The organism is Mesorhizobium sp. M0522, from assembly GCF_040321085.1.
In the GTDB taxonomy this organism is placed as follows: Bacteria; Pseudomonadota; Alphaproteobacteria; order Rhizobiales; family Rhizobiaceae; genus Mesorhizobium.
This window is the reverse complement of sequence record NZ_JAMYQW010000017.1, coordinates 16475-36211: the sequence shown is the minus strand read 5'-3', so window position 1 is coordinate 36211 and position 19737 is coordinate 16475. Positions and strand designations below refer to the sequence as shown.

General features: G+C 63.5%; 16 protein-coding genes. All 16 read left to right on the top strand.

Annotated features, from left to right (window positions below; all coding sequences use genetic code 11):
* Positions 1-3: 3 nt before the first annotated feature.
* The 16 genes from ftsL (at position 4) to NKI58_RS18885 (ending at position 19733) form a co-directional block, all read left to right on the top strand.
* Positions 4-381 (top strand): cell division protein FtsL, encoded by a 378-nt coding sequence (ftsL, locus tag NKI58_RS18960; RefSeq protein WP_023676771.1) that lies wholly within the window; start codon positions 4-6, stop codon positions 379-381.
* Entirely contained in the window at positions 378-2123 is a 1746-nt protein-coding gene (locus NKI58_RS18955) for a peptidoglycan D,D-transpeptidase FtsI family protein (RefSeq protein ID WP_352570485.1), read from the top strand. Before ftsL ends, NKI58_RS18955 begins: the two co-directional genes overlap by 4 nt.
* A 54-nt stretch (positions 2124-2177) precedes the next feature.
* Positions 2178-3632, top strand: a complete 1455-nt coding sequence (locus NKI58_RS18950; RefSeq protein WP_352786638.1) for a UDP-N-acetylmuramoyl-L-alanyl-D-glutamate--2,6-diaminopimelate ligase — start codon at positions 2178-2180, stop codon at positions 3630-3632.
* Entirely contained in the window at positions 3629-5062 is a 1434-nt protein-coding gene (locus NKI58_RS18945; protein ID WP_352786637.1) for a UDP-N-acetylmuramoylalanyl-D-glutamyl-2,6-diaminopimelate--D-alanyl-D-alanine ligase, read from the top strand. Before NKI58_RS18950 ends, NKI58_RS18945 begins: the two co-directional genes overlap by 4 nt.
* A 24-nt stretch (positions 5063-5086) precedes the next feature.
* A complete protein-coding gene (mraY, locus tag NKI58_RS18940; RefSeq protein WP_023676767.1) occupies positions 5087-6169 on the top strand; it encodes a phospho-N-acetylmuramoyl-pentapeptide-transferase in 1083 nt (360 codons plus the stop codon).
* A gap of 8 nt (positions 6170-6177) precedes the next feature.
* A complete protein-coding gene (murD, locus tag NKI58_RS18935) occupies positions 6178-7578 on the top strand; it encodes a UDP-N-acetylmuramoyl-L-alanine--D-glutamate ligase (protein ID WP_352570481.1) in 1401 nt (466 codons plus the stop codon).
* The gene (gene ftsW, locus NKI58_RS18930; RefSeq protein WP_352456168.1) at positions 7578-8729 is read left to right on the top strand and encodes a putative lipid II flippase FtsW; all 1152 of its coding nucleotides are present in this window, start codon (positions 7578-7580) and stop codon (positions 8727-8729) included. The genes murD and ftsW overlap by 1 nt, the downstream gene beginning before the upstream one ends.
* A 1-nt stretch (position 8730) precedes the next feature.
* Positions 8731-9855 carry an undecaprenyldiphospho-muramoylpentapeptide beta-N-acetylglucosaminyltransferase gene (murG, locus tag NKI58_RS18925; RefSeq protein WP_352786636.1) on the top strand — a complete coding sequence of 375 codons (1125 nt, stop codon included), beginning with the start codon at positions 8731-8733 and terminating at the stop codon, positions 9853-9855.
* Complete coding sequence (gene murC, locus NKI58_RS18920) at positions 9852-11258, top strand: UDP-N-acetylmuramate--L-alanine ligase (protein ID WP_352786635.1); 1407 nt, start codon at positions 9852-9854, stop codon at positions 11256-11258. Before murG ends, murC begins: the two co-directional genes overlap by 4 nt.
* A complete protein-coding gene (murB, locus tag NKI58_RS18915) occupies positions 11255-12220 on the top strand; it encodes a UDP-N-acetylmuramate dehydrogenase (RefSeq protein WP_352786634.1) in 966 nt (321 codons plus the stop codon). The genes murC and murB overlap by 4 nt, the downstream gene beginning before the upstream one ends.
* 314 nt (positions 12221-12534) lie before the next feature.
* Positions 12535-13461 carry a D-alanine--D-alanine ligase gene (locus NKI58_RS18910; RefSeq protein ID WP_352786633.1) on the top strand — a complete coding sequence of 309 codons (927 nt, stop codon included), beginning with the start codon at positions 12535-12537 and terminating at the stop codon, positions 13459-13461.
* Positions 13449-14390, top strand: coding sequence for a cell division protein FtsQ/DivIB (locus NKI58_RS18905; protein WP_352786632.1), 942 nt, complete (start codon positions 13449-13451; stop codon positions 14388-14390). Before NKI58_RS18910 ends, NKI58_RS18905 begins: the two co-directional genes overlap by 13 nt.
* Positions 14387-15694 carry a cell division protein FtsA gene (gene ftsA / locus NKI58_RS18900; RefSeq protein WP_352853593.1) on the top strand — a complete coding sequence of 436 codons (1308 nt, stop codon included), beginning with the start codon at positions 14387-14389 and terminating at the stop codon, positions 15692-15694. Before NKI58_RS18905 ends, ftsA begins: the two co-directional genes overlap by 4 nt.
* Before the next feature lie 67 nt (positions 15695-15761).
* A complete protein-coding gene (ftsZ, locus tag NKI58_RS18895; protein ID WP_352786630.1) occupies positions 15762-17432 on the top strand; it encodes a cell division protein FtsZ in 1671 nt (556 codons plus the stop codon).
* A 279-nt stretch (positions 17433-17711) separates the two neighbouring features.
* Positions 17712-18659: a UDP-3-O-acyl-N-acetylglucosamine deacetylase gene (gene lpxC, locus NKI58_RS18890; protein ID WP_352786629.1), complete on the top strand. Its 948-nt coding sequence runs from the start codon at positions 17712-17714 to the stop codon at positions 18657-18659.
* 204 nt (positions 18660-18863) lie between these two features.
* Positions 18864-19733 carry an outer membrane protein assembly factor BamD gene (locus NKI58_RS18885; RefSeq protein WP_023676756.1) on the top strand — a complete coding sequence of 290 codons (870 nt, stop codon included), beginning with the start codon at positions 18864-18866 and terminating at the stop codon, positions 19731-19733.
* The last annotated feature ends 4 nt before the right edge of the window (positions 19734-19737 follow it).

Genomic DNA, 19737 nt, shown 5'->3' with positions numbered 1-19737 from the left:
CACGTGTTTCGTACCAGCGACATAGTCCTGATCGCCGTCATGGTTTCTGCGGCTGCCCTGACCTACAAGACCAAGCGCGAGGCCGAGGAGCAACTGGCGGCAGTGCACAAGATCCAGGCGCAGATCCGTTATGAGGAGGACACGATCGACCTGCTCAAGGCGGACTGGAGCCTGCTTACCCAGCCGTCGCGCCTGCAGAAGCTCACCGAAATCTACAAATCGCAACTCGGACTCGAGCCGGTCAATGCGCGGCAGATCGTCGGGCTGGACGATCTGCCGGCGAAACCCGTCAATATCGAGGACCTTTCATCGCAGCGGCTGGGCGGCATGGCCGATATCGGCGGCAAGGATCCCGTGGTGACCGGAGGCATCGTCCAATGATCACCGGATTTCCAATCGCCGCCAGATTTCCAAAGGTTGGCAGGCTGCTGAAGCGCGGTTCGAAGCCCAGCGCGGGCGGATCGATCGTGGTCGAAGGTGCCCGTAAGGCGACCGGTGGCAAGGGCAGGACCCGCATCATCATGACGATGGCGGTGTTCTTCGGCATCTATTCGACCATTGCCGGGCGGCTGGTCTATCTGGGTTTCCAGAATCCCGACCTGTCGGGCGGGCCGCAGAGCCGGGTGACGGCATCGCGACCCGACATCGTCGACCGTAACGGCGAAGTGCTGGCGACCGACATCAAGACCGCGTCGCTGTTTGCCGAACCGCGCCGCATCGTCGATGCAGACGAGGCGATCGAAAAGCTGTCGACGGTGCTTCCCGAGATCGACTACGAGCAGACATATAACAAGCTGAAGAGCGGCGCCGGGTTCGTCTGGCTGCAGCGGCAACTGACGCCGAAGCAGCAGGCCGACATCATGCAACTCGGCATCCCCGGATTCGGCTTTCGCACCGAAAAGCGCCGGTTCTATCCGGCCGGCGAAACCTCGTCCTACATTGTCGGCCTCACCAACATCGACAATCAGGGCATCTCCGGCATGGAGAAATACATCGACGAACAGGGCTTGAGCGACCTTCAGGCGTCGGGTCTGGCGGTGGCCAAGGATTTGAAGCCGGTGCAGCTCTCGATCGACCTGCGCGTCCAGCATATCGTGCGCGACGAGGTCGCCACCGGCATGGAAAAGTACCACGCGATCGCGGCGGGCGCCGTTGTGCTCAACGTCAAGACCGGCGAGGTGCTGGCGATGGCGTCGGTTCCGGATTTCGATCCGAACAACCCCTATAACGCGCAGGACAAGGACAGGCTCAACCGTATGTCGGCCGGCCTCTATGAAATGGGGTCGACCTTCAAGAGCTTCACCACCGCTATGGCGCTCGATTCCGGCAAGATAACGCTGCAAAGCCGTTTCGACGCGTCGCGCCCGATCAGGATCGGCCATCAAACCATCCATGATTTCCATGGCAAGGGCCGGGTACTGTCGGTGCCGGAAGTGTTCATCTACTCCTCCAATATCGGCTCTGCCAAGGAAGCCGAAGCGGTTGGCATCGACGGACACCGCGAATTCCTGCATCGCCTGGGAATCCTCGAGAAGATGCAGACCGAACTGCCGGAAGTCGCTCGGCCGACCGAGCCCAAGGTCTGGAAGCAGGTCAATTCGATCACCATCGCCTTCGGCCACGGTGTGTCGACGACGCCGCTGCAGACAGCGGTCGGCTGCGCCGCGCTGATGAATGGCGGCTATCTGATGGACCCGACCTTCCTGCCGCGCACGCAGGAGCAGGCGATGGCGGTGGCCAAGAAAGTGGTCAGCGACAAGACGGTCGAGGGCATGCGCTATCTCTATGCACTCAATGCCGAAAAGGGATCCGGCCGCAATGCACGGGTGCCAGGATACCGGGTGGGCGGCAAGACGGGAACGGCGGAGAAGGTCGTCAACGGCCGTTACTCGAAGGAAAAGAATTTCAACGCCTTCGTTGCGGCTTTCCCGATGGACGATCCGCAATACATAGTGCTTACGATCGCCGACGAACCGAAGCCGGAAAAGCCCGGCATGGGTGCTACGGCCGCCTCGAACGCGGGCATCATGGCTGCAAACATCATCCGACGTGCGGCTTCCATGCTTGGCGTGAAGCCAGATTTCAGCCATGAAAATGGTGCAACGCTGGTTTCCTATCAGTGATTCTTGGGGCGCGCCGGCAACTGCGCGCTATTTTGTTGCGATGAACGGGGTTCGATGAAGCTGAAAAATCTAGCCGGTATCCTGCCTGTCGAGGGGACAGCTTCCTTCGACATGGAGGTTACAGGGATTTCGTCGGATTCCCGCCAGGTAACACGGGGCGTCGTCTTTTTCGCGCTCACCGGCTCCAAGGCGGATGGCGCAGCCTACGCAGCCGATGCCGCGAGCCGAGGCGCTGCAGCGATCGTGGTCGGCAAGGGCAGTGCCGTCGCCGGGCTGCCAGTCCCGGTTCTTGTCGTAGACGATCCGCGCCTTGCACTGGCGCTGAGTGCTGCACGTTTTTTCGGCATGCAACCGCAAACCATGGTCGCGGTGACCGGAACCAGCGGCAAGACCTCGGTCGCCGCATTCACCCGGCAGATATGGGAGCAGGCGGGTTTTGCCGCCGCCTCGATCGGCACGACCGGCGTGGTGGCGCCGGGCCGCAACGAATATGGCTCGCTGACCACGCCGGATCCGGTGGCACTGCACAGGCTGCTCAAGGAGCTGGCGGAGGCCGGCGTCACCCACGCCTCGATGGAAGCGTCCAGCCATGGCCTCGACCAGCGCCGGCTCGACGGCGTCAAGCTTGCGGCCGGCGGCTTCACCAATCTCGGCCGCGACCATATGGACTATCATCCGACGGTCGAGGACTACCATCGCGCCAAATTGCGTCTGTTCGACGCGCTGCTGCCGAAGGGCGCGCCGGCGGTCATCTTTGCCGACGACCCGTGGTCGGAGCCGACGATCAAGGCGGCGCGGGCAGGGGGACTGAATGTGCTGACGGTCGGCCGCCACGGCGATTTCCTGCGGCTGAAGCGGGTCGAGCACGAGCGCCACCGCCAGCGCGCCGAGGTCGAAGCGGACGGCGTTCTCCATGAAGTCGACTTGCCGCTGGCCGGCGACTTCCAGATTGCAAATGCGCTGGTGTCGGCCGGCCTCGCCATTTCGACTGGAACATCTGTTGCCAAGGCGTTGATGGCGCTGAAGAAATTGAAGGGCGCGCCGGGACGGCTCGACCTTGTCGGGACGGCCGCCAACGGCGCGCCCGTCTATGTCGACTACGCTCATAAGCCGGATGCGCTGGAAAACGTGCTGGCTTCGGTGCGCCCCTTTACCACCGGCCGCGTCATCGTCGTATTCGGTTGCGGCGGCGACCGCGACCGGGGCAAGCGGCCGATCATGGGCGAGATCGCCACAAGGCTGGCCGACGTCATCATCGTCACCGACGACAATCCCCGCTCGGAAGTACCCGAGACGATCCGCGCCGCGATCCTGGAGGCCGCACCTGGCGCCATCGAGATCGGCGATCGGCGCAAGGCCATCCACGAGGCGGTCGGGATGCTTCACGCTGGCGACACGCTGATCGTGGCCGGCAAGGGCCATGAGGAAGGCCAGACCATCGGCACCGAGACGCTGCATTTTTCCGATCATGAAGAAGTTCGCTCGGCGCTGCGGGAGCAAGCAGCGTGAGCTATCTGTGGACCTCCGAGGCGCTGGTTGCCGCCATGGATGGCCGGCCGCTCGGTCCGATGCCTGAAGGCATCGCCGGCATTTCCATCGACAGCCGCAGCCTGCAGCCGGGAGACGCTTTCTTCGCCATCAAGGGCGAGGCCATGGACGGCCATGATTTCGTCACCGCCGCCATCAAGGCGGGCGCCGGCGTGCTGGTCGTCGCCGAGGGCAAGCTGCCGTCGCTGGGGCGGCTGACGGCACCGATGATCGTCGTGGAGGACGTGCTTGTCGCTCTGGAAAAGCTCGGCGTTGCCGCGCGCGCACGCTCAAAGGCCAGGGTGATTGCCGTGACCGGGTCGGCGGGCAAGACCACCACCAAGGAAGCGCTACGCCACGCTCTCTCCGCGGTCGGTACGGTGCATGCATCGGCCCAGTCGTTCAACAATCACTGGGGCGTGCCGCTGACGCTGGCGCGCATGCCGCAGGATTGCGACTATGCTGTCTTCGAGATCGGCATGAACCATCCCGACGAGATCCGGCCTCTGGTCAAGATGGTCCGGCCGCATGTCGCCATCGTCACGTTGATCGCGGCGGCTCACCTCGGCTTCTTCCGCAACCTGGACGAGATCGCCAAGGCCAAGGCAGAGGTTTTCGAGGGACTGGAGCCCGGTGGCGCCGCCCTTCTCAACCGCGACGATGCGCGCTGGAAGCTGCTGGAGAAGATGGCCAAAGAGGCCGGCGTCGAGCATGTCTACGGGTTCGGCGAGAATGCCCGGGCGACCTTCAAACTGATCAAATGCGAGCTCAATGCCGATCACTCGGTCATCACCGCCAAGATTGGCGGGCACGAGATTGTCGCCAGGATCGGCGCGCCGGGCCGCCATATGGTGCAGAACGTGCTCGCGGTGCTTGGTGCCGCGCATCTGGTCGGCGCCGACGTCACCAGAGTTGCGCAGGCGCTGGCCGATCTTTCGCCCGAACGCGGACGCGGCAAGCGCTATGTGTTGCGTCACCCCAACGGGCCGATCACGCTGATCGACGAGAGCTATAACGCCAATCCGGCGTCGATGAGCGCTGCAATGGCACTGCTCAACACGACGCCGGTGTCGGGCGAGGGCAGGCGCATTGCCGTGCTCGGCGATATGCTCGAGCTCGGCAGCCATTCGGCGAAATTGCATGCCGCGCTTGCCGGTCTGATCGTCGGCACCGACACGCGCACGGTCTTTCTCGGCGGCCCGGAGATGCGGGCGCTGGCCGACGTTTTGCCCGGCGAGATCAGGACGGAGTACCGCGCCGGTGCGGAAGATCTGAAACCGGTTCTTCTATCGGAATTGAAGCCCGGCGACGTGGTCATGATCAAATCGTCGAAGGGCATAGGCTTTTCAAAGCTGGTCGAGGCGTTGCTCGGCAAGTTTCCGGCGGAAGCCACAACCAGCAGACAGACCTAGGATCGGTCCGGGGGACGCAAGCGCATGCTAACACTGCTCGTCGAATTTGCGGACAAGATCTCGGTCTTCAACGTCTTCCGCTACATAACCTTCCGCACCGGCGGAGCGCTGATCACAGCGGCACTGATCGTGTTCATTTTCGGACCGACCATCATCAATTCGCTGCGGCTGCGGCAAGGCAAGGGCCAGCCGATCCGTGCCGACGGGCCGCAGACGCATTTCAAGAAGGCGGGAACGCCGACAATGGGCGGACTGATGATCCTGTCCGGCATCGTCGGTTCGTCGCTGCTGTGGGCGAACCTGTCGAGCATCTACGTCTGGGTGGTTCTGCTGGTGACGCTGGGATTCGGCTCGATCGGCTTTTACGACGATTATCTCAAAGTAACCAAGCAATCGCATCTCGGCTTTTCCGGCAAGGCGCGGCTGGGGCTCGAATTCGTCATCGCCGGCATCGCCGCCTGGGTGATCATGCATAACGGCCAGGCGCCGTTCTCGTCATCGTTGACATTCCCTTTCGCCAAGGAGTTTCTCGTCAATCTCGGCTGGTTCTTCATCCCGTTCTCGTGCTTCGTCATCGTCGGCGCCGGCAATGCGGTGAACCTGACCGACGGTCTCGACGGGCTGGCGATCGTGCCGATCATGATCGCCGCCGCATCCTTCGGCGTCATCGCCTATCTCTCCGGCAACGCGGTGTTCGCCGAATATCTGCAGATCCATTTCGTGCCCGGCACCGGTGAACTTGCGGTGGTCCTTGGAGCGGTGATCGGCGCCGGTCTCGGTTTCCTCTGGTTCAATGCGCCGCCGGCGGCGATCTTCATGGGCGACACCGGCTCGCTGGCGCTGGGTGGGCTGATCGGCACGGTCGCGGTGGCGACCAAGCACGAGATCGTGCTGGTCATCGTCGGCGGCCTGTTCGTCGTCGAGATATTCTCGGTCATCATCCAGGTCGGCTACTTCAAGATGACCGGCAAGCGCGTCTTCCTGATGGCGCCGATCCACCATCATTTCGAAAAGCTCGGCTGGACCGAAAGCCAGGTGGTGATCCGCTTCTGGATCATCGCCGTCATCCTGGCGCTGGTCGGCCTGTCGACCCTGAAGCTCAGATAGGAGGCCGCTTGATCCCCGCCGCATCCTTTTCAGGCAAGCGCGTTTCGCTCTTTGGGCTCGGTGGCTCGGGGATTGCCACGGCGCGCGCGCTGATCGAGGGCGGCGCGGATGTGCTGGCCTGGGACGACAATCCCGACAGCGTCGCCAAGGCCGGCGCGGTCGGCATCACGACAGCGGACCTGCGCGGTGCGGACTGGGCGAGGTTTTCCGCCTTCGTGCTGTCGCCCGGCGTGCCGCTGACGCATCCCAAGCCGCACTGGACCGTCGAGCTGGCGCGGGGCTCAGGCGTGGAGATCATCGGCGACATCGAGCTTTTCTGCCGCGAGCGGATGCTGCTGGCACCGGCAGCACCTTTCATTGCCATTACCGGCACCAACGGCAAGTCGACGACCACGGCACTGACGGCGCACATCCTAAAATCGGCTGGGCGCGACACGCAGATGGGCGGCAATATCGGCCGCGCGGTGATGACGCTCGATCCGCCGCAGCCTGAACGGCACTATGTGGTTGAGTGCTCTTCCTACCAGATCGATCTTGCCCCTTCGATCAATCCGACGGCCGGTGTGCTGCTCAACCTGACGCCGGACCATCTCGACCGCCATGGCACGATGCAACACTACGCCTCGATCAAGGAGCGGCTGGTGGCCGGCAGCGAGACGGCTATCATCGGTGTCGACGATTCCTGGTGCGCCCAGATCGCCGATCGGCTGGAGCGGGCCGGCCGGCAGGTCATCCGCATCTCCAAGCGCCTGCCGCTGACCGACGGTTATTTCGCTGACGGCACCAACTTAATGGAAGCCGTGCACGGCCGCTACAGCCGTGTCGCCTTCCTCGAAGGCATCGGCTCGTTGCGCGGCCAGCACAATGCGCAGAACGCGCTGGCCGCCGCCGCCGCCTGCCTCAAGGTCGGGCTCGAGCTCGGCGAGATCCAATCCGGACTGGAGAGTTTCCCTGGGCTGGCGCACCGCATGGAGCAGGTCGGCCGCAAAGGGCATGTGCTGTTCGTCAACGATTCCAAGGCGACCAATGCCGATGCCGCTGCACCGGCGCTGTCGAGCTTTGCGCGTATCTACTGGATTGCCGGCGGCCTGCCGAAAGAGGGCGGCATCGAGCCGTTACGCGGCTTCTTCCCGCGCATCGCCAAGGCCTATCTGATCGGCGAAGCCGCACCGGCCTTTTCGGCGACGCTGGGCGAAGCGGTGCCCTACGAGATATCAGGCACGTTGGCGGCGGCAGTCGAACACGCCGCCCGCGATGCGGCCAGGGATAGTAGCGGCGAGGCAGTGGTGCTGCTGTCGCCGGCCTGCGCCAGTTTCGACCAGTTCAAGAATTTCGAAGTCCGCGGCGAGGCGTTCAGGCAAGCCGCAACCGCCATTGATGGCGTGAAGCCCATCGGAGGGACACGATAATGCAAAGCCGTCTCGACAAAAGCCCTGTGGCGACCTGGTGGTGGACGATCGATCGTTGGTTCCTGGCGGCGTTCCTGTCGCTGATGGGGCTCGGCATCGTTTTGTCCTTCGCCGCAAGCCCGGCGGTGGCCGAGCGCATCGGGCTAGACAGTTTCCACTTCGCGACACGCCAGATTATCTTCACCATTCCGGCGCTTGGGGTAATGCTGGCCGTCTCGTTCCTTGAATCCAGGCAGATCCGGCGCATGGCGCTGGTCATGTTGTGCATCATGCTGTTTCTGATGGTGGCGGTGCTCTATATCGGCGTCGAGGTGAAGGGCGCGCGGCGCTGGGTGTCGCTAGCCGGCCTGTCGATCCAGCCGTCCGAGTTCCTGAAACCGGCCTTCGTCATCATCTGCGCCTGGTTGTTCGCCGAGCACAAGCGCCAGCCCGACATTCCGGGCAATTTGTTCGCCATGTTGCTGCTTGCACTGGTCATCTCGCTGCTGGTGGCGCAGCCTGACCTCGGGCAGACCATGCTGGTGCTCGGCACCTGGGGGGTGATGTTCTTCATGGCCGGATTGCCGTGGCTGTGGATCGTCGCGCTGGGTGCTGCAGGCGTCGGCGGCGTGTTCGCCGCCTATGCAGTGTTCCCGCACGTTGCCGGCCGTATCGACCGCTTCATGACCGGCGAGGGCGACACGTTCCAGGTCGACATGGGCCGCGAGGCGCTGATCAATGGCGGCTGGTTCGGCGTCGGGCCGGGCGAGGGTACCGTCAAGCGGGTCATCCCCGACAGCCACGCCGACTTCGTCTTCTCTGTCGCCGGCGAGGAATTCGGGCTGATCATGTGTTTCTTCATCATGTCCATCTTCGGCTTCATCGTGCTGCGCGGTCTCAACACGGCGCTCAGGGAGCAGGACGATTTCACCCGCTACGCGGTTGGCGGCCTGGTCACGGTCTTCGGCCTGCAGTCGGTCATCAACATGGCCGTCAATCTGCAGCTGATGCCGGCCAAGGGAATGACGCTGCCGTTCATCTCCTACGGCGGCTCTTCGCAGATCGCGATCGCCATCTCGATGGGCATGGTGCTGGCGCTGACGCGCAAGCGCCCGGAAAAGCGCAAGCAGCTGGGCTTCATGCCGTCGCCGCGTGCGATGCCGGCGGAGTGAGATGGCGAAGGGGGTCATCCTTCTGGCGGCAGGCGGAACCGGCGGACATCTGTTCCCGGCCGAGGCGCTGGCACATGAGCTCAAGACGCGCGGCTGGGCGGTACATCTGGCCACCGACGACCGCGCCGAGCGCTATGCCGGCAGGTTCCCCGGCGACGGCGTCCACGCTATCGCCTCCGCTACCTTCGGGTCGAGAAATCCGCTGACTGTCGCGCGGACCTTCTGGACCCTGTGGCGTGGATTCCGCCAGTCGTCCGCCCTGATCGCCCGGCTAAGGCCGAATGCGGTGGTGGGCTTCGGCGGCTATCCGACGCTGCCGCCGCTGTTCGCGGCGACGCGACGCGGTGCGCCAACGCTGATCCATGAGCAGAACGCGGTAATGGGCCGCACCAACAAGGCGCTCGCGCCGCGGGTGACGGCGATTGCGGGGGGCTTCCTCAAGGCCTCCGGTCCCTTCTCGGCCAAGATCGTGGAGACGGGCAATCCGGTCCGGCAGGCGGTGCTCGACGTGGCCGGCAGGCCCTATGCCGTGCCCGAGCCCGGCGGACCGCTGCGGCTGCTCGTCTTCGGCGGCAGCCAGGGCGCGCGCTATTTTTCCGACACTGTGCCTGAGGCGGTGGCGGCGATGCCCAGCGCAATGCGCTCGCGGCTGAGCATCGTGCAGCAGGCACGCGGCGAGGACGAGGCGCGGGTGAGAGAGCACTACCGCGCTCTCGGCATCGAGGCCGAGGTCGCGTCGTTCTTCTCCGATCTGCCGGCGCGCATGGCCGCCGCGCATCTCGTCGTCTCACGCTCGGGCGCGTCGACGGTGCTCGAGCTTTCGGTGATCGGCCGGCCGGCCATCCTCGTGCCTCTTCCGCATGCCCTCGACGACGATCAAGGCCACAATGCACAGATCCTCGTCAATGCGGGGGGCGCGGTGATGCGGCGCCAGCCCGGCCTCGACGCGGCGGCGCTCGCAGGCGAGATCGTGGAGTTGCTGGGCGACGGCGACAGGCTCGCCGCCATGGCCTCGGCGGCCCGCTCGGTGCGAAGACCCGACGCGGCGCGGTTGCTCGCCGATCTGACAGAGGCTATTGCGTCCAGGAAATCCGTTTCGGAATTCAGGAAGGAGACGCACGCATGAAGATGCCACAGACGATCGGCCTCGTGCATTTCATCGGCATTGGCGGCATCGGCATGAGCGGCATCGCCGAGGTGCTGCACAATCTCGGCTACAAGGTGCAGGGATCCGATCAGGCTGACAGCGCCAATGTGCAGCGGCTGCGCGACAAGGGCATCGAATGCTTCGTCGGCCATCAGGCCGAAAACCTCGGCGAGGCCGAAGTGGTCGTCGTCTCCACCGCAATCAAGAAATCCAACCCGGAGCTGAAGGCGGCGAGAGAGAAGTTGCTGCCGATCGTGCGGCGCGCCGAAATGCTGGCCGAGCTGATGCGCTTCCGGCAGGCGGTCGCGATCGGCGGCACGCATGGCAAGACGACGACGACTTCGATGGTGGCGACGCTACTCGAAGCCGGCGGGCTCGACCCGACGGTAATCAATGGCGGCATCATCAATGCCTATGGCACCAATGCCCGCATGGGAGACGGCGAATGGATGGTGGTCGAGGCCGACGAGAGCGACGGCACCTTCCTCAAGCTGCCGGCCGAGATTGCCGTCGTCACCAATATCGACCCCGAGCACCTCGACCATTACGGCTCCTTCGACAAAGTGCGCGAAGCGTTTCGACAGTTCGTCGAGAATGTGCCGTTCTACGGCTTTGGTGTGATGTGCACCGACCATCCCGAGGTGCAGGCGCTGGTCGGCCGCATCGAGGACCGGCGCGTCATCACCTATGGCGAAAATGCGCAGGCCGACGTGCGCTTCACCAATCACCGCATGGACGGCCCGACCTCGGAATTCGACGTGGTGATCCGCGACCGCAAGACGCACGGCCAGATAACGATATCAGGCCTGCGGCTGCCCATGCCCGGGCGCCACAATGTCTCCAATGCGACGGCGGCGATTGCCGTCGCGCATGAGCTCGGCCTTTCGGCTGAGGCAATCAAGAAGGGCCTGTCGTCTTTCGCGGGCGTCAAGCGGCGCTTCACCCATACCGGTTCGTGGAACGGTGTCGATGTGTTCGACGATTACGGTCATCATCCGGTCGAGATCACGGCGGTACTGAAGGCTGCGCGCAGCGCTACCAAGGGTCGCATCATCGCCGTTACCCAACCGCATCGCTTCACCCGGCTGCGCGATCTGTTCGACGAGTTTTCCGTCTGCTTCAACGACGCCGATACGGTAATGGTGGCGCCCGTCTATGCGGCCGGCGAGGAACCGATCGACGGCGTCACGTCCGACGCACTGGTGTCGCGCATCCGCTCCGGCGGCCATCGCGACGCACGCTACATCGAAGGTCCGGCGGCGATTGCGCCGATCGTGCGCGAGGTGGCGAAGCCGGGCGATTTCGTCGTCTTCCTCGGCGCCGGCAACATCACCCAATGGGCCTATGCGCTGCCCAAGGAACTCGGCGGGACCATCTCATGATGCGCGGCCAGGCGTTGATCGAGAAGCTTGGCGACCGGCTTGCCGGACTGCGCGGCCGCATCACGCCCAATGCCGAGATGGACAAGATCACCTGGTTTCGAGCCGGCGGGCTCGCGGACGCATTGTTCCAGCCGGCCGACGAGGACGATCTTGCCACGTTCCTGAAGGCGGTGCCGGAGGAAATTCCGCTGACCATCGTCGGCGTCGGCTCGAACCTGCTTGTCCGTGACGGCGGCATTGCGGGCTTTGTCATCCGGCTTTCGGCCAAAGGCTTTGGCGAGACCGAAGTGATTGCGCCGACCACGATCAAGGCGGGCGCCGCGACACCCGACAAGCGCCTTGCGGCCGTTGCCTACGAGGCCGGCATCGGTGGCTTTCATTTCTACCACGGCATTCCCGGCGCCATTGGCGGAGCGCTGAGGATGAACGCCGGCGCCAATGGCGTCGAGACGCGCGAGCGCGTGGTCGAGGTGCGGGCACTCGACCGCAAGGGCAATGTTCATACGCTGAGCAATGCCGATATGGGCTATGCCTATCGCCATTCAGCGGCGCCGTCCGGGCTGATCTTCACATCGGCGCTGCTCGAAGGCATTTCTGAGGACAAGGCGGCGATCAAGGCCGCGATGGATGCTGTCCAGAACCATCGCGAGACCGTGCAGCCGATCCGCGAAAAGACCGGTGGCTCTACCTTCAAGAATCCTGAGGGCACCTCGGCCTGGAAGGAGATCGACAAGGCCGGCTGCCGCGGCCTGATGGTTGGTGGGGCGCAGATGTCGCCGATGCATTGCAACTTCATGATCAACACCGGAACCGCCACGGGCTACGAGCTTGAATATCTCGGTGAGACGGTGCGTGCGCGCGTGCTCGAAAGATCAGGCATCCGGCTGCAGTGGGAGATCAAGCGCATCGGTAATTTTCGGCCGGGCCATGCCGTCCAGGAATTTCTCGGGCAGTTGCTTTAGGCAAGCTGACCGCCGTTGCCTTTCGGACTCATGAATTCACATTTTGCTGCCGTTTTTGCGGAAAGTGAATCCATCGGAATCGTAAGCACTTGCCAGCGAATCAACTCTCTGATTCTCTGCCCTGAAGCGTTTCCTGATTTGAGTCGTTTCGACGCGTTACTCGCGTTTCCATCTGGGGGGCAACCTGCCGGGAGACTCGGACTCAATGTTGCGGAAACACGGGAGCGAAGTTGCTCGGGCGCATTTGAGTGCGCGCGATGCTTTTCGGGGCATGCACGATGGTGCAGGCCTGCTGTGAGAGGAAATGACGGGGAATGACAAGCAAGCATGTGGCCGTCCTTCTGGGAGGATTCTCGTCCGAGCGGCCCGTGTCCCTGTCGTCGGGTAAAGCCTGTGCCGATACGCTCGAGGGAGAGGGCTACCAGGTCACCCGCGTCGACGTCTCGCGTGACATCGGCTCGGTGCTCGCCGAGCTCAAGCCTGACGTCGTCTTCAATGCGCTGCATGGCCCCTTCGGCGAGGACGGCACCATCCAGGGCATCCTCGAGTACCTCGCCATTCCGTACACCCATTCCGGCGTGCTTGCCTCGGCGCTCGCGATGAACAAGGAACAGGCCAAGAAGGTCGCGAAGGCGGCCGGCGTTCCGGTGGCGGAATCGAAGGTGGCCAATCGCTTCGCCATCCAGAACAAGCACCCGATGAAGCCGCCCTATGTAGTCAAGCCGGTCAACGAAGGATCGAGCTTCGGCGTCGTCATCGTGCATGAAGGCCAGTCGCATCCGCCGCAGATCGTCGGCTCGTCCGAGTGGAGATATGGCGATACGGTGATGGTCGAGCGTTATGTGCACGGGCGGGAATTGACCTGCGCGGTGATGGGCGATGTGGCGCTCGGTGTCTGCGAGATCATCCCGACCGGCCATTCCTTCTACGACTATGATTCAAAATACGTCGCGGGAGGATCAAAACACGAATGCCCGGCAAAACTTTCACCGAATATTTACCAAAAAATACAGACACTGACGCTCAAGGCTCACCAAGCTATCGGCTGTCGGGGCGTTTCCCGGTCGGACTTCCGTTATGACGATCGTCACTCCGAAAACGGCGAAATTGTCTGGCTCGAGGTCAACACCCAGCCGGGCATGACGCCGACGTCTTTGGTGCCGGAAATCGCCGCGCAAGCGGGACACTCGTTCGGCGATTTGTTGAGTTGGATGGTGGAGGACGCTTCGTGTCTGCGTTGAAGTGGGGACAGGGCAAGGGGAAGGGCGCGGCCGGGCCGGCGCTGTTCGGCATGTCGTTGTCGCTCGACCATTTCGTGCTGCCGCGCCTGCTCCGCCGGCCGGTGCGCGTGCTGGTGCGCCTCGGCGAAGGCGACTTCGAAGCGCCGCCCTATTGCGCTGCCATGCTGTCGGCGGCACTGCTTGTTTCGAGCAGTGCCTATGGCGCCTATCTCGGCGGATATTCCGACGCCATCGTCCAGAGTGTCACCGCCCGCACCGGCTTTGCCGTCGACCAGGTCAAGGTCGTCGGCAACCGCGAAACGTCCGAGATAGATATTCTCGACAGGCTGGAACTCGACGGCTGGACCTCGCTGATCGGCTTCGATGCCGAAGCTGCGCGCGAACGCATCACCACGCTACCCTGGGTCGAAGCCGCCGCAGTGCGCAAGGTCTACCCGCATACGCTGGAAGTGCGCGTCGAGGAGCGCGAGCCGTTCGCGCTGTGGCAGCAAGGCAGCGCGCTTTCGGTCATCGAGAAATCCGGCACCGTCATTGCGCCGTTCTCCGGCGGCAAGCAGATATTGCTGCCGCTGATCATCGGCACCGGCGCACCGGCCAAAGCGCCGGATTTCCTAGCCAAGATCAAGAATTATCCGGAGCTCGCCGCGCGGATCAAGGGCTATATCCGCATCGGCGAACGGCGCTGGGATCTCAAGCTTGAAAACGGCATCACGATCAAGCTTCCCGAAGACGGTGAGGATCAGGCGATTGCCGACCTGGTCAGGATGGATCACGAGAACGGGCTTTTGACGCGCGACATCGCCGCCGTCGACATGCGCCTTTCCGATCGTCTGGTCGTCCAGTTGACGCCGGAAGCGGCGACACAGCGCCAAGCCGCGCTCGACGAAAAGCCCAAGATGCTGAAGCGCAAGCCGGAGACGAAGATATGAGCTGGCTTGGCGGCAATAGCGATGCCTCGTCGCGCCGGTCCGGCATCCTGACGGTGCTGGATGTCGGCTCCAGCAAGGTCTGCTGCGTGGTGGCCAAACTCAAGCCGCGCGACGATGGCAAGCTGCTGCGCGGACGCTCGCATCGCGTCCAGGTGATCGGCATCGGCCACCAGAAATCGCAAGGCGTGAAATCGGGCGTCGTCATCGATCTCGACCGTGCCGAGCACGCCATCCGTCTTGCCGTCGACGCCGCCGAACGCATGGCGGGACTGACGGTCGATTCGCTGATCGTCAACATGACTGCCGGCCGGCTGAAGAGCGAGGCTTTTTCGGCTACCATCAATCTCGGCGGCCATGAGGCCGACGAGGCCGACATCAAGCGCGTGCTTGCCGCCGGCGCCAAGCAGGCGTTGCGGGCCGAGCGCGAGGTGATCCATTCGCTTCCCGTAGCCTTTTCGCTGGATGCCGAGCGCGGTGTGCGCGATCCGCGCGGCATGGTTGGCGACCAGCTTGGCGTCCACATGCACGTGCTGACAGGCGACGCAGCGCCCTTGCGCAATCTGGAGCTCTGCATCAACCGCTCGCATCTGTCAGTCGAACGCATGGTGGCGACGCCCTATGCCAGTGGGCTTGCTGCGCTGGTCGACGACGAGCTCGAAATGGGCGCGGCCTGCATCGACATGGGCGGCGGCACGACGACGATCTCGGTGTTTTCGGAAGGCAAGTTCGTCCATGGCGATGCCATCGCGATCGGCGGCAACCACGTCACGCTGGATATGGCCAAGGGCCTGTCGACCTCGCTCGATGCCGCCGAAAGGCTGAAAGTGATGCATGGCTCGGCGCTGCCTGGCAGTGCCGACGACCGCGACCTGGTTTCCATCCATCCGATCGGCGAGGACGGCGAGGTGCCGTTGCAGGTCCCGCGCTCGGTGATGACGCGCATCATCCGCGCCCGCATCGACGAGACGCTGGAATTGTTGCGCGACCGGCTGAACAAATCCGGCTACGGCAACGCCGTCGGCAAGCGTGTGGTGCTGACCGGCGGTGCCAGCCAGCTTGCCGGCCTGCCAGAAGCAGCACGCCGCATTCTCGGCCGCAATGTGCGCATTGGCCGCCCGCTTGGCGTGGCAGGCCTGCCCGAGGCGGCCAAGGGGCCGGCTTTTTCGACGCCCGTCGGGCTTCTGATCTACCCGCAGATGGCGAGCTTCGAGAGCCGCCCGGCGAAGGGAATTTCCGGTCTTCGGATGACCGGAACAGGCGGAAAACTGCATCGAATGAGTCAGTGGTTGAGAGACAGTTTTTAATTTGACGGGGACAGCCCCATAGGCGGCCGCGGCGGCGAAGCGGCGGGAAAGGCAAAGGACGAAGACAATGACCATCAATCTGCAGAAGCCGGACATCACCGAGCTCAAGCCGCGCATCACCGTGTTCGGTGTCGGCGGCGGCGGCGGCAATGCCGTCAACAACATGATCACCGCCGGCTTGCGCGGCGTCGAGTTCGTGGTGGCCAACACCGACGCGCAGGCACTGACGATGTCGAAGGCCGAGCGGCTGATCCAGCTCGGCGCGCATGTCACCGAGGGTCTCGGCGCCGGATCGCAGCCTGAAGTCGGGCGCGCGGCGGCGGAGGAATGCATCGACGAGATCATCGATCATCTCTCCAACACGCATATGTGCTTCGTCACTGCCGGCATGGGCGGCGGCACCGGCACCGGGGCGGCTCCCGTCGTTGCCCGCGCTGCCCGCGAAAAGGGTATCCTCACCGTCGGCGTCGTCACCAAGCCGTTCCACTTCGAAGGCCAGCGCCGCATGAAGACGGCCGACATGGGTATCGAGGAACTGCAGAAATGCGTCGATACCCTGATCGTCATTCCCAACCAGAACCTGTTCCGGCTGGCCAATGACAAGACCACCTTCGCCGATGCCTTCGCCATGGCCGACCAGGTGCTCTATTCGGGCGTTGCCTGCATCACCGACCTGATGGTCAAGGAAGGCCTGATCAATCTCGACTTCGCCGACGTCCGCTCGGTCATGCGCGAAATGGGCAAGGCGATGATGGGCACTGGCGAGGCTTCGGGCGAGGGCCGTGCAATGGCCGCGGCGGAAGCCGCCATCGCCAACCCGCTGCTCGACGAGACCTCGATGAAGGGCGCCAAGGGCCTGCTGATCTCGATCACCGGCGGCCGCGACCTGACCCTGTTCGAAGTCGATGAGGCGGCAACCCGCATTCGCGAAGAGGTCGACCAGGATGCCAACATCATTCTGGGCGCCACTTTCGACGAGGAACTCGAAGGCGTTATCCGCGTGTCGGTGGTCGCCACCGGCATCGACAAATCGGCGGCCGAAATCGCTGCCGCGCCGATCGCCATCCGCACGGCTCCGCCGAAGCCGGTCAGCCGCCCGGCGGCCCAGGTCACGGAAATGCGCCCGGCGCCTGTCCAGCAACCGATCTATGAACCACGTGCTGCCGACCCGGTCGCCGAGGCCATTCAGCTCGCCGAGGCGAATGCGGCAGCGATGGCGCAGGCCCGCCCGGCACCGGTCGCCCATGCGGAAGACTTCCGCCCGCAGAGCAAGATCTTCCAGGCGCCTCCGGCTCAGCCGCAGCCGATGATGCAGCCAGTGGTTCAGCAAGCGATGCAGCCTGCTCCGCATCGTGAAATGCCGCAGCCGGTTGCCGCAGCACCCCAGCGCATGCCGCGGGTCGAGGATTTCCCGCCGCAGGTGAAGGCCGAAGTGGAAGCCAAGGCGCGCCCGGCCGACCACGAAAACAGCGGCCCGATGGGCTTGCTCAAGCGCCTGACCAACGGCTTGACCCGCCGCGAAGAGGAGCCTGCAAGGCTGCAGCCGGCGCAGCCGCGCGAACCGAAACTGCGCCAGGCGCCGGCCGAAGTGCGCCGCCTAGCCAGCCAGGATCCGCAACTTTACGCGCCGCGCCGCGGCCAGCTGGACGAGCAGGGCCGACTGACGCCGCAGAGCCGGGCTGTCCAGGAAGACGATCAGTTGGAGATTCCCGCCTTTCTGCGCCGACAGGCCAATTGACCTGTTAACGGTTCGTGACAGTTGTTAACAGGCGAGCAGGAGACTGTTCGCCTGTTAATATTAAAAGCAATTTTAAAACAAGGACTTATGGGGCAATCCCGCGCTGGAGCGCGGTTACAACGAGTAAGAAACCGTGATTTGGAGTCTCCCTGCGGGACCATTATCTTCGCCACCGACCAAAGTCGGTTTGCTGGGAGTCTCGGGGAAGTGGCCCTGCCTGCCGATCAATCAAGAGCCGCGCCCTCAGGGCAGATGAAGCGGACCTAGGCAGCATGGGCTATGGGGATTGTTTTGCACGACTATCAGACGACACTTAAATCGCGTGCGACGCTGACCGGCATCGGCGTTCACAGTGGCAATCCGGTCACCGTCCATTTCCTGCCGGCGGACGCCGATACGGGTGTCGTCTTCCAGCTTTCGAATGCAAGCGGAAGCCACGAATTTCGCGCGCTCGTCTCCGAGGTCGGCGCCACCGATCTCTGCACCATGCTTGGCGATCCGCAAGGCGAGCACATTGCCACGGTCGAGCATCTGATGGCGACGCTTTTCGGGCTTGGAATCGACAATCTCGTCATCGAAATCGACGGCCATGAGGTGCCTATCCTCGACGGCAGCGCAGTGATGTTCGTCGAGGCCATTGACCAGGCAGGCATCGAAACGCTGCCGGTCAAGCGTCGCTACATCAGGGTGGTCAAGCCGGTTCGCATCGAGAACGGCGCCTGCTGGGCGGAGTTCAGGCCCTATGACGGCACGCGCTTCGAGATCGAGATCGATTTCGAAAGCCCGGCGATCGGGCGCCAGCTTTTTGCATCCGACATGAACGCCGACATTTTCCGCCGCGACGTCGCGCGGGCCCGCACTTTCGGTTTCATGAAGGACGTCGAGCGGCTGTGGGCGGCCGGCTATGCGCTCGGCTCGTCTTTGGAAAACTCCCTGGTGATCGGCGACGACAACCGCGTGATCAACATGGGAGGCCTGCGCTATCCCAACGAGTTCGCGCGCCACAAGACGATGGATGCGATGGGCGACCTGGCGCTCGCCGGTACCCGGTTCATCGGCTGCTTCCGCTCCTATCGTGGCGGCCACAGGCTGAACGCAGCTGCGCTGCGCCGTCTCTTGTCCGACCGTTCGGCTTTCGAGATCGTTGAGACGACGCGCCGCGAGCGCGGGCGTACCGCCGAGATGAGCGCCGTCAACGCACCCCTCTATGCGCCCTGGATGATCTGATTCTTAACGTTTTTGCGGCTCTTATCGCGATCAGCTGTGTTGCATGGATGCATCACCGGCCGGCCAAATTACACAGCTTTCCAGGTGGCGCCAAACCGCCACAAAAATGTGCGATTGGCCGGGGATAGCGTTGCCGGGCAAGGCAATTATGGTTTATGGCTGCTGCCGTCGACTGAAATGACGCCGAAAGGGCGGAATCCAAACATGTTTTTCAAGCGAGTTGGTCAATCGAAGGCGCTGCGGCGGGCTGTTTTCCTGGCGCTTTCGGTGGTCGTTCCATCGCTGTTTCTGTCGGCCTGCATGTCGTCCGAGAAGGACGTCGATCTGTCGACCTATGTCGATCAGACCGAGCCGGCCGACGTGCTCTACAATCAGGGTCTCGCCAATCTGAATGCCGGGCGCCTGCAGGAAGCAAGCCGCAAATTCGATGCGGTCGACCGCCAGCATCCGTATTCGGAATTCGCCCGCAAATCGATGGTGATGGGCGCCTTTGCCGACTACCGTCAAGGCAATTACGACGAGGCGATCGGTTCGGCCAAGCGCTACCTGACCCTTTATCCGTCGACCGACGATGCAGCCTATGCCCAGTACATTATCGGGCTGAGCTACTACCGTCAGATCAAGGACGTCACCCAGGACCAGAAGGAAGCGCGTCTTACCGTGCAGACGATGCAGGACCTCGTGACGCGCTGGCCCACGTCCGAATATGCCGACGACGCCAAGGAGAAGATCCGCTTCGCCAACGATCAGCTCGCCGGCAAAGAGATGCAGATCGGCCGCTATTATCTCGAGCGCCGCGAATACATCGCGGCGGTCAAACGGTTCCGTAACGTCGTGGAGAACTATTCCAACACACGTCATGTCGAGGAAGCGCTGGCGCGTCTTACCGAGAGCTACTATGCGATGGGGCTGACGTCGGAAGCGCAGACCGCTGCGGCCGTGCTCGGCACCAACTATCCCGATAGCCAGTGGTACAAGGACTCCTACAAGCTCCTGCAGAGTGGTGGGCTCGAGCCGCGCGAGAATGCCGGATCGTGGATCTCCAAGGCCGGGAAGCTGATCACCGGCGCCTGAGCGG